We start from the raw sequence: 10,616 nt of genomic DNA on the forward strand, positions 1-10,616 counted from the left end.
AAAATCATTTGAATGATTTCTTCTTGGTCTACGTGCCATAAAATACTCCATATATTGATGTTTATAACATCATTTGAGGAGCAGAATATCACTTATAGGAGTTGTTCAAATTTACGGATCCATCTCTCTCTCGTACACTTAGAAGATAAGCATCTGGATTCGTTTTTAATTCTTTATCTAACATTATTAGCTTATTCAACATATCTTGGTTTGTCGTCTTGGGAATGATCCAACCGCCAAAACTAATATTGTTTAATTTGATGTTAGGTAGTGGATCTTGTCTATTTTGTTCCAGTAACCAAAGATAGTTTTCACTACAAACAAATAAGACTTTTAATTCCTGATCAATGCGCCGTAAATCACAATATCTGAATAGGTTTACGTTACCTGGTGCTTCAGCATTGATAATTGGTTTTTTTCTTGTTTTTTCACCATGTAACTTAAAGTATTTAACACAACTTTCAATGTCACTTTTTAAATTGATTGGTGCAGTTTCTATTGGTGCCTCTGATAATTGTTCTTCAGCATATTCAAAATAGATCCAACATACATCTTGGTCTTTTAGCTTTTCAAAAAGCCAATCTGGAACGTCATGCAATTTTTGTTTTAGTACAAATGGTTTTCCTACATTCGTAATCTTGACGCTTCTTTTCTTGTACGTGTCCAGCTCCCCTATCTTCTTCACGCCACTTTTATATAAATAACGGTTTTTGAGAACTACTTTACTCTTTTTTACCTCTTTTTCAGGTTTAGGATCAGTACTGGATTTTTCAGGCTCAACATTCAAACAAAAGTAATCTATTCCTTTGGTAAACAATTGAAACTTCCCCTCCTTTTCAATTAAGGCAAAATTCCCTCTGATTTCAGCACCTACTATATCTTTAGATATTAGAAATCGATCATCAACGGTTTGTTCATTTAAGAGCAGTAAAGCCGATTTAAAATCTACTTTGTGTTCTGGTATTACAACATAACCGTGGTCAAACAACTTTTTGCTCACTCGGATAACTGTGTAAATATCCATAACCAGCTCCTTATATTATTTCCTGTAATTTTGGTTGATGTATTCTTGGATCGCTACAATTCTTTTTTCTGAAGTAGGATGCGTTGATAAGAAATCAATTTTAGTGCCCTGTTTTTCTTGGGCTACTACTTTATTCCAAAAGCTGACTGCGCCCTGTGGGTTGTAACCAGCACGAACCATAATATCAACACCTAGAAGATCCGCTTCACTTTCAAGTTTGCGCGAACCAGGTAAGTTAACCCCATAATCGCCTAGTAAACTTGTGCCAGATACAACCATGTCACCAAGACCAGCCGAACTAGCTGCAAGCACACCTAAACCAGTTAAAAGCTTTTTACTTACCTTTTCACGCCCATGATCACGTAAAGCATGTGCAATTTCGTGGCCGATCAGTGCAGCCAATTCATCATCAGTTGCATTAATTTTTGTGATAGAACCAGTCAACACACCGATCTTGCCTCCAGATAGACAAAACGCGTTGATTTCATTATCTCGGATTGTATTAACTTCCCAATTCCAATTTGCTGCGTCAGCTCGATAATGTGGAACTTGTGCGATAAGACGTTTTGCTACTCTATTTACTTGAGCGTTATTCACAATCAATCCACGCTGTTTAGCAGTCGTGATGATGTTGTTGTAAGACTGAGTACTTTGCTGAAGATATTCTTTTTCAGAATACAACATGATTTGTTTGCGTTTAGAACCCATTCCATCAATAGTACTAGATACGCAACCAGTTAAAAGAGATCCGGCAACAGCCAAAACACACAAAGATTTCATCTTAAAATCAAACATTTTGTTTTCCTTTATGTTTAAAAACATTTAACAAGTTAAAACTGCGCTTATTAAGCTTGTTTTTATCTTCCAAATCAGTAATACATTTAAACTCTTTTAAGATGTTTTTGTAATGCTCTTTTTGTTCATTTTCTGACTTATTAAAACCTTTCAAAGCTAACTGTTCAATAGTTTTAGGGCTGAATAATTTCAGAAGAACTATATTTAATATTAAAGTACCAGCCAGTAAGCCCAACGCATAAAGCTGAACAACTGAAGTACTGTATTTAGGTTCCATCGGACCAAGTGAACCAAAGCATATAAAGCTAAATACAGATAAAGTAACTGCAGCTATAAAACTAGATACCGTAACTCTAATCTTGAACTTATATCGTGCAATTAAAGCGACAATTAAAAAACCAAAAAGTATGGTACCAATTGCCGTAGCCATTATGACTAAAAAGAGCCCAGGGTTTGTGTTTGATGGATCTAACATTTCCATAGAATATCCTTAAATAAAACCCTTGCTTTCTAATAGGGTGAAACGATCTTTAAACAGTACAAAGAATGTTTTTTTAACGCTTTCGTACTGGTGTTTGATAATGTCTAAAGCACTATCATATGCACCTAGTTTCACGTAATTAACAAAATTGGCATGATCAAAACCTTTAAGTTTGTGACGTTTAATAAAGCCCTTAAAGTCTTGCTCTTTTTCTTTAAATTGATTCTCAAATTCAAAGAAAAGTTTGCCTAATTTCATGCTGTATAGTTTTAAATTGACAATAAATTCGACTAAAGGTGTTTCATTTCCTCTAATCGTAACCAGCATGTCTTTATCTTTTGTGATTTCGAGCGATGGTAAAAAATTAGAAAAATTAACCAGTAGATCACTTAATAAAACTTGTTTATTAAAGTATGTGACCAAAACAGGTGCGCTATCTGGCACATACGCTTTGATACGTTCAAATTTACTTAAAGCTTCTGGAGAAGCATGACCACTAAGGGCTAATTTCACTAACATATAATTCACTCGACATCTAATTCATTTTTTAAAACCAATTTGTATTTTGGATGAACCCCAAGTCTAAGTTGAAGTAATGTCCACGCTTGCTTTGTTATTAACTTTTCGCCACTTTCAAACTTTGACCACTGTATATTGTTGTACAATCCTGTGTGACTAGACATTTTGGTTTTACTTAAACCACTCCAGACTCTTAGTTGTTTTCCTAAGACTGGTATTGGAACCAGCATTAAACCATTGTCCTCTTGTTCCTTTAAAATCTTTAAAGCTGCCTTTTTACCTACTAATTGACCGCCATCTTCACAAATATAAGTAATACGAGCTGTATATTGTTCAGAGTTTAAGCACTCTTCTAACAATGCTAGAACTTCATCCTGAGGATTCGTTAAACCCCCTCCAACCGTATCGCCTGTATCAGTTTTAATCACGAGTTATACCTTTTAAGATAGATATTCTTATAGTATATACGAAAAACATTTAAAAGATTTTTTTAAAAAAACAAAATGTTCATTTTTTGTATTTTAGCTAAAACCACTTATAATATGATTATTGGTATTAACCAAAGTTTAAAACATATTGAAAGGTGTTTAAAATGACTAACTCTAAAACTAACGCTAAAACCAAAGAGAACCGCTTAAACCAAAATGGCAGTTTAAGCAAAACCGACCAACGCAAGCTTAAACCTATTTCTTTTTGCTTATTAGATACAGAACAAGTGACAATGCTGGAGAAAATTGAAAAGTTTCAATATGGCAATTTCTTTAAAAACATTATAGCTTCTATGACTGATGAAGAAGTTGAACAGATCGCGAATAGCAACAAGAAAAGCGATCCAATCATTCCTCAAAAATTACTAGATCTAAACATCACAAAAGGTTTCTTATCTTGTCGTTCAATTGCAAAGGTGCTTTTTAAACACAATAAAGTTGAATCTATGCTGCATGAGCTACGTAACTTTATCTCTGACGAATTCATTTTAAAGTTAGCTGAAGACCGCAACTTAACACTATCTATAAGCGACTCAGAAGTCGATTCTAATACCTCTTCAGGTATGTTTGATGATCGCTATGCGATGGCTGATACTGGCTATAAGAGCCGTACAACACCTGTTTTCAATCAGCAAAATATTGAATCTATAAAATCCATTGTTCGTGAACATGAGAAGCTTCCAAAACATGTCGAATTAGACAATGATTTCATTGAACAGTTTATGAATGACAATCCTGAAGTATTCGCAAAATTATAAAAACACAAACAAAAAAAACCATCTAATTTTTAGATGGTTTTTTTATGTCTTAATTATTTCTAGAATCAGCTATAAAGCTTCGCTGGCTCGTCTGCAACTGGTATCACTGGCTGTACTTCTTGCATAAGAATTTTAGTCACTTCATCCAGTGGTGCAATGTTGGAAGGTAAAAACTCTATTGCTTCAGGAAATTGTGATTTAAGGTAAGCATCTATGGCTTTGTGAATAGCTCGGTACCATTCTCGCGATTCGCTCTCTAAATTAAACATGCTTGAAATTGAAGCTTCTAGATCCGCAATATATTTACTTGGTAGTAAAGCTTTACGCTCCATATAAGCTTGATGTGCCATAGCAAGCCAGATAAAGCGATTTAATTCCTTACTACTTCCCTCTACGCTATTATCTTTAAAGTTCAACGTTCTAAATTTGCAAATGTGAAAATGTTGCTCACTAAAATATTTAAAGAAATCTTCATACTCAATTACAGAAATGGATTTTTGTAGCACCAATGGTATATCTAATGCGAGATCCACTTCGACTTTACGTGTACCAATGCCATTTTTAATAACAAATTTCATATTCACCTCAAAATAAATTAAATTGTTTAAAGGTGTCTTTATCATTAAAAGTAACCAGGTGATGCGATTCAATTAACGATTTAAGGTCCTTAGCCTGAGCAACTGGCTGTATTTCAATGCTGGCGATTTGTGCAGCTTCATGAATTAACCCTATGATTTGAGCACGGCTTTCTAAATATGCAGATAGATCGCGAGTTTCTTTGAATGAAGAAATGACAAAGTTAATATTCTTTTCTAAATTCTCACTCAAACTGCTTAGTGTTTGGTTAATTGGTGCATACTTTTCTATATGCTCTAAGACTGTTGCATGATCTAGAAAAAAACTAACTTCCAGCAATAATGAATTGTAAAAATCAATAAAGTTCGTTTCTTTTTCAAAGATGAAAATTTCTTGGCCATCTTCGTCATTAGGTATCTCAATTGAACCTTTTGAGATCTCAAAACTTTCATCCCCCAACAATGTATGCAGAATTCGGCCTAAGTGTTCTGCATGTGGTTTGCTGTTAGTAAAGTTGATTTTCAAGTTTTCATTTGAATCAGCAATACGGACTAAAATATAGTTTGTTGTGTGAAATAATTCATCTGCATTGTCAGTAAAATTTAACATTGAAATCTGATTATCTGTTCCAGCATCAGAATCAAGTTGCTTATCCAAAAATTCATGGTTATCAATAAAAAGCTTAGCTACACCGTTTGTAATAATGCTTTCGTATTCACCAAAGTTTTGTGCAAGGTATTCGCTCATTAAATTTGGCAGAACTTCTAATAAACTTTTTTTAAGATCCGATAATTCAATAGCAGAATTGAATAACGAATCTGGCACAAGGTTCTCTACCTCTTCATCAAGTGCTTCATCGTTTGGTGACAACCCTTTTTGCTGTGCAATTGCATTACGGAAGGAAGCCATAATTGAGATTGTCAAAATTGAAAGTGTTACCGTTTTAACCCATTCACTTTTCACATCGTTAGGCACGTAAAAAGCGCAATTACTAACCCACTGGTGGTTATGATTAAGAATCCGCTTTAAAGGGGTTTTAGTGGCTGGAAAAATTTCAAAGACAGTATTTAAGATTGGGTTTTTACCCAATTTGATGCTTTTATTATTACCGTAAAAATAGATGCTGCGAATATCAGACATAATATACTTTCTTAAACTTAACGTTGGTTACATATTATCACTGATTTAGTTTTAAAAAATATTTTTTAAAACTATTAATTTTATTTTTTTGTGTTTTAATTCTGCCCTTGTTCACTGCTTTTAAAACCCAAAAAAACAGGTAACTTTTGCTTAGGCTACGGTGGGAACTTGGTATTACAGTGTTATTTGGTAGCTAAAAAATTAAACATTGATAAACTATTGATAGTAAAAGAGATAAGGAATAGATAGATTTCTTTGCGTGTAGGGATATACTTTTCATCAAACATTTTGTTTATCGCATACAGAAGTGAAGAAAAACATAAAATGAATATGATGATTTGCAATATATATGATGGAGTATTGAGGGTTTCTGGTAGATATTTAATCTTGTATATCGTTGTATTTAAAAACATTTCAAACACAAAGAATACAACTACAAAGATGTAGCAAATATTGAAAATGGCAACTAAGTTGTATGCCGATTTGAGTACCAGGCCTGTCATCGATTGTTCACTTGAATCAATCTCACCCGTTTTTGGAATTTTAAAAAGCACAACGCATTCCAGTTTTAAGAGTGTATCTATTATACTTTTAGAATACCTTTTATCAACTATAAAACTTTGTTATTAAAATAAAAAAATGGCCTTTTAAGACCATTTTAAAACACCCTACCCTCCTTTTAAGACTAGCCGTTGTGCTTATCTTTAGAATCACGGTAAGTAGAGATATGGTAGAAGAAAAAGCACGATAAAAGTGAGAAAAGCACCACCCCGAACGTGTTCCAAAATCTGCTATTTGATAGTTCAGAAATACGTTTATTGATTTCTGAGATAACACATGGATTCGCTTTTGCAACTTCAACATTTACATTGCAGACTTCAGCATATTGGAATAGGAATGTTTTATGGCCAATATCATACATTTCTTGGATCTGGTTAATATTGGTCGTATTCAGAAGAACCATAACAAGAGAGATCAGTGCTACAAATATAGAGATAACAAGAAAGCACTTCACAATGATTTCACGAGCCACATCATCAACACCACTTAAATATCTTTCGAGCAATATATTTAGCTTAGTTCGACCATCAAGGATAATGTTATAGTCATGTTTTACTTCATTATTTCCTGTATGGTTTTGATTTGTTGGTTCAACAGGAATGTCAGATAATTCGGCTGGTAAAGTGACTGCAATTACATCTTTTTGTTCTTCAGGTGCTAAACTTTTATTGCTGCTGTTTGATACAAAATCTTTTAATAAGGGTACTGGCTCACTTTTAAGGTGTTCTGTTTTTACAACCTCGTGAGCCGACTCATTTGCATCGAATAAGATCTTGTCTGTTCTTTCTGGATGCTTGAGATGTATATATTGATAAATAAAATAATTGATCTTTTGCTGTAAGACCGGGCTTTTATCAACTTCACTTTCCACATCTGCACCAAAAGTCTCAGTTATAGATGATTTTAATTCTTGTACTTCGGATTGATTCAGCAATTGATATAGTTCATATATTGTTTTAGAACTGATCATGATAAAACCCACATTAATATTCATTAAACTGTTAGTAGTATATAGAATGTGGTTTTAAAATAAATAGGTATGTTTTAAGAATAAAAAAAACCGCCTTTTAAGGACGGTTTTAAAAGGGGGTTTAATTAGTATAAACAGTTGCCGTTTGCACCAATAGAGCGTCCATTCTGGCTTAAATACCGTTGTACGGTGTTAGCAACATCTCTTGGGAGTTGATTATTCACTTTTTGTATAACATCGACTTTGTATTTATTCTGACAACTCACAATACCAGCCAACATGTTATTGATCAGTGATGTATTGTCTTTACCATCCAATTTACGTGTTTCTTCGTTTATCACTATGAATTGAACAATATTTAGATAGTTATTCGTGAGGTTGTCACCACTTTTTGATGACTTGTTTAGATTCTCAATGGTCGAATTCAAGTTATTCATTCGTGCTTCAAGGCCAGAATCACCAGTGACATTTGCATTATTGTTTTGGTAACGCGTAGCTGTGGTGTTCCGATTAGAATTATATTGTCTTTGCTGTATCGGCTGTTGCTGAACCTGAACTGGTGCTTGCTGTTGAATTTGACCAGGTGCTTGCTGTTGTTGAGCTGGCACTTGCTGAGTTGAATCTTCATTTGAAGTTGCTTTTTTATACCAATCACTAAAATCGGCATTTGCACTACTACTCAATATAGTAGCCGTAAAAATTGCACATAAATAAAGTTTATTATTCATTGTCTGAACTCTCTTTACCGTTGTAGTTCGCTGGACTAATAGCTTTTAAACTGAACTCATTTGCAAGTTTCCACAACCGCATAAATGTCTTTTGCTTTTCTTGTACCCAATAGTCCTTATCTTTTTTTAGAAGATTCTTTAATACATCTGAGTTCAAGTGGAAATTATCATCAAAAAAATGTTCAAACAGGAGTTCTGTTAAATAGTTTTGAGTTAACGTTTTTTTATTTTCATTACCCGTACCAAAGAATATTTGGCAAAGCTTTGTGCTTTCACACACGAGATCTATGTATTTTTTCTCGTCTGCATTTCGCTGGTGGCGCAAATGAGGATGTGTAATAAAAATAGAATTACGTATGAAAGCATAATCAATAATTACAGTAGCTTCCGTTTTCTTTGAAATGTACTCAGCGTTTGTAAGAATTTCACAAGTGGTAACATCAACTTTGTCGCGAATATTAATGAATTCGCTTGAGAAAGTAGATGCACTTTTGTTTTCGATCTCAACTTTCTTATCACGATTTCTCAGATAAAGTAAATTATCTGCTTGCTTCATATCGTTTAGGAATCTTTCAAAGAAGTGATTACTTTTATATAGATCTTCTAGAGCTCGCGTAACATAAGACGCAACCAAATTAAGATTTTTAGCTAAATATGATGGTCCATTCTTAGTTGTATAAGCAGCTAAACGATCCTTAACAAGTTCTATTACTTTTTCAGGTTCACCATTATTCAATCGAATTGCTGAAGTGAAGAGCGCATTACTGATTTTAAGCTCATTGCCCTGTTCATCCTGAACCTTTGCACACATTTCATTTAATGTATTAAGCGCTTTACGATAGTTGGACTTCAACTGAATCTGAAAACGATAATTGCAAAAATTGTCACGATCTGGTGTACGCTTATTGCATGGTTCATACTTAACAGAAATAAATAATTCAATAGATGGATTGTTATTCAGTCTTTCTAATGAAACAAGAAGTCGTTTACGGTAAAAATCACTTGCTTTGTATTTAAATTCTACTGAAAACTCGGTTAATGCTTTGAAGTCAATGTAAGGAATAACCACTTCGCCACGAAACTCATTGATCTTCATCAAGTTATACATATAAAGATCAAAACGGTCCTTAAATCCAAGAACCGTTAAAGTGTCGAGAACTGTGTAGCGCCCCTTTTTATCAAAATCTAATTCAGATAGATTGGCAATCAACGTTTCTTCAAGCTGATAGCAAATAAACGCATTGTTATCTAATTCAAAATAGCCCGTACTGGCAAACATTCTTTTATGAGTTACGCTGTCTACGTCATTTCTTGAAAATGGTTCGCTGTCCATTTGGCGTAAAGAGCTCATTGGTAGCATCACTTTACCAACACTATTTAGCGTATTCCATGCCAAAGATTTGATACGGCCATTGCTAAGGTAATTAGCTTTATTTTTGAATAAAAGAATTTGACGGATGTATTCAAAATTCAGAACAAAGTTGTTCGCTAGTTGTAATGCTTCAATTTGGGATAATTCAGGTTTTTCAGCGATAACGCGCTGCAGCTGATGTGCATACTTATTTTTGGCATTCACCAACATTAAGTAAAAAATGAATTGATCAACAACTGGAATATCTAGATAACATTCGACTATGAAATTACTGATTTTGTTGCCGTAACCCAAGAGATCCATGGTTTTTGTTTCGGCATTAATAATTGAGTCTTTGATTGACTGCGATAGTCCAAAAATTTCATCTTCTGAAATTCCTTTACTTATGCAGACTTGTGAAGAATCTTGCATAACTGCTCCACTTTAGACAACGTACAACGTACATTGCCTGAGATTGAATTAAAAAATAAAAATAAAAATATATTTGCAACCCAACTAACGTTGTAGTCTTTTCGCTTTAAAGCTGTGTATATACTAACTAAATTTTAGACAATAAAAAAGCCTCGTCAGAGGCTTAATTACGCAATTAACATTATTTGTTGACCGATCTGCGGTAACTCTAGTTTAGAAGTAGTGAACCTGTATGGTAGCTTCTCATATATGCTTTTAAAACTAAGAGAATTTCTAAAAAAATCAAAGCTTTTAGTGAGTTTAAAAGTAATATCGCCACTTGATAAGATTTGAATTTCGTCAATCATAGGTGCTGCAGCTTGCTTCGCATCTGTATCAATCATAAATGATAAATCACAAGCTTCACGCATGATCTGGTTGATAGTTTTCTTATTAAAATCTAGACCTGTAACGTGGTTAACTTTTTCAGCTGATACAACGTATCTACCGTCTTCTGCAGAATAAAATGCATTTAAATTATCAACTAGAATAAGCAATTCGGCAGATAAAACACCTTTTAGCAAAATATCAGACGAGCCAGAGCTAAACACATTGAAGTCAATGAGTATTTTTTGATGTCTAAGACTAAATGATTGATATTGCATATCTCGAATTCCCATAGGCATTCTGAGTAGACATTATAGCATCAATTCGTTAATTAGACTACGATTAAAAGCATTTTTAACAGTAATTTCTTAATAAATAAGACTATGAAAAACAGTGCCTTATATGAGTAATATTCACAATTACAATG

At 33.6% G+C, this 10,616-nt stretch carries 12 protein-coding genes; 1 reads left to right on the plus strand and 11 read right to left on the minus strand.

The features are described from left to right. Positions 1-88: 88 nt before the first annotated feature. Genes FTV09_RS04715 through FTV09_RS04735 form a run of 5 tightly spaced genes read right to left on the minus strand, consistent with a single transcriptional unit; the run spans position 89 to position 3,247 of the window. A complete protein-coding gene (locus FTV09_RS04715; RefSeq protein WP_005028393.1) occupies positions 89-1,024 on the minus strand; it encodes a hypothetical protein in 936 nt (311 codons plus the stop codon). Positions 1,025-1,039: 15 nt separating this feature from the next. Further along, positions 1,040-1,819, minus strand: a complete 780-nt coding sequence (locus tag FTV09_RS04720; RefSeq protein ID WP_005005756.1) for a M48 family metallopeptidase — start codon at positions 1,817-1,819, stop codon at positions 1,040-1,042. Further along, on the minus strand, positions 1,812-2,300 hold the full coding sequence (locus tag FTV09_RS04725) for a hypothetical protein (RefSeq protein WP_005005757.1): 489 nt from the start codon (positions 2,298-2,300) through the stop codon (positions 1,812-1,814). Before FTV09_RS04725 ends, FTV09_RS04720 begins: the two co-directional genes overlap by 8 nt. 9 nt (positions 2,301-2,309) lie before the next feature. After that, positions 2,310-2,819: a hypothetical protein gene (locus tag FTV09_RS04730; protein ID WP_005005759.1), complete on the minus strand. Its 510-nt coding sequence runs from the start codon at positions 2,817-2,819 to the stop codon at positions 2,310-2,312. Positions 2,820-2,824: 5 nt separating this feature from the next. After that, a complete protein-coding gene (locus FTV09_RS04735) occupies positions 2,825-3,247 on the minus strand; it encodes a hypothetical protein (protein ID WP_005005760.1) in 423 nt (140 codons plus the stop codon). A gap of 164 nt (positions 3,248-3,411) precedes the next feature. Here FTV09_RS04735 and FTV09_RS04740 point away from each other — a divergent pair, with 164 nt between their 5' ends. Then, entirely contained in the window at positions 3,412-4,065 is a 654-nt protein-coding gene (locus FTV09_RS04740) for a hypothetical protein (protein ID WP_005005764.1), read from the plus strand. A 65-nt stretch (positions 4,066-4,130) separates the two neighbouring features. On the opposite strand, the gene FTV09_RS04745 is transcribed toward FTV09_RS04740, so the two are convergent. The 6 genes from FTV09_RS04745 to FTV09_RS04770 all read right to left on the minus strand — a co-directional run bounded on the left by FTV09_RS04745 (position 4,131) and on the right by FTV09_RS04770 (position 10,467). After that, positions 4,131-4,643 (minus strand): hypothetical protein, encoded by a 513-nt coding sequence (locus FTV09_RS04745; RefSeq protein WP_005005767.1) that lies wholly within the window; start codon positions 4,641-4,643, stop codon positions 4,131-4,133. A gap of 7 nt (positions 4,644-4,650) precedes the next feature. Beyond that, entirely contained in the window at positions 4,651-5,781 is a 1,131-nt protein-coding gene (locus FTV09_RS04750) for a hypothetical protein (RefSeq protein WP_005005771.1), read from the minus strand. Positions 5,782-6,466: 685 nt separating this feature from the next. Next, positions 6,467-7,312, minus strand: a complete 846-nt coding sequence (locus tag FTV09_RS04755) for a hypothetical protein (protein WP_024160863.1) — start codon at positions 7,310-7,312, stop codon at positions 6,467-6,469. Between the two features lie 125 nt (positions 7,313-7,437). Next, the gene (locus FTV09_RS04760; protein ID WP_005005776.1) at positions 7,438-8,040 is read right to left on the minus strand and encodes a hypothetical protein; all 603 of its coding nucleotides are present in this window, start codon (positions 8,038-8,040) and stop codon (positions 7,438-7,440) included. Then, a complete protein-coding gene (locus tag FTV09_RS04765; RefSeq protein WP_005005779.1) occupies positions 8,033-9,823 on the minus strand; it encodes a hypothetical protein in 1,791 nt (596 codons plus the stop codon). The genes FTV09_RS04760 and FTV09_RS04765 overlap by 8 nt, the downstream gene beginning before the upstream one ends. Positions 9,824-9,990: 167 nt before the next feature. Further along, positions 9,991-10,467, minus strand: coding sequence for a hypothetical protein (locus FTV09_RS04770; RefSeq protein WP_005005780.1), 477 nt, complete (start codon positions 10,465-10,467; stop codon positions 9,991-9,993). Positions 10,468-10,616 lie beyond the last annotated feature (149 nt).

The organism is Acinetobacter sp. YH12227 (assembly GCF_013417785.1).
Lineage (GTDB): Bacteria > Pseudomonadota > Gammaproteobacteria > Pseudomonadales > Moraxellaceae > Acinetobacter > Acinetobacter gandensis.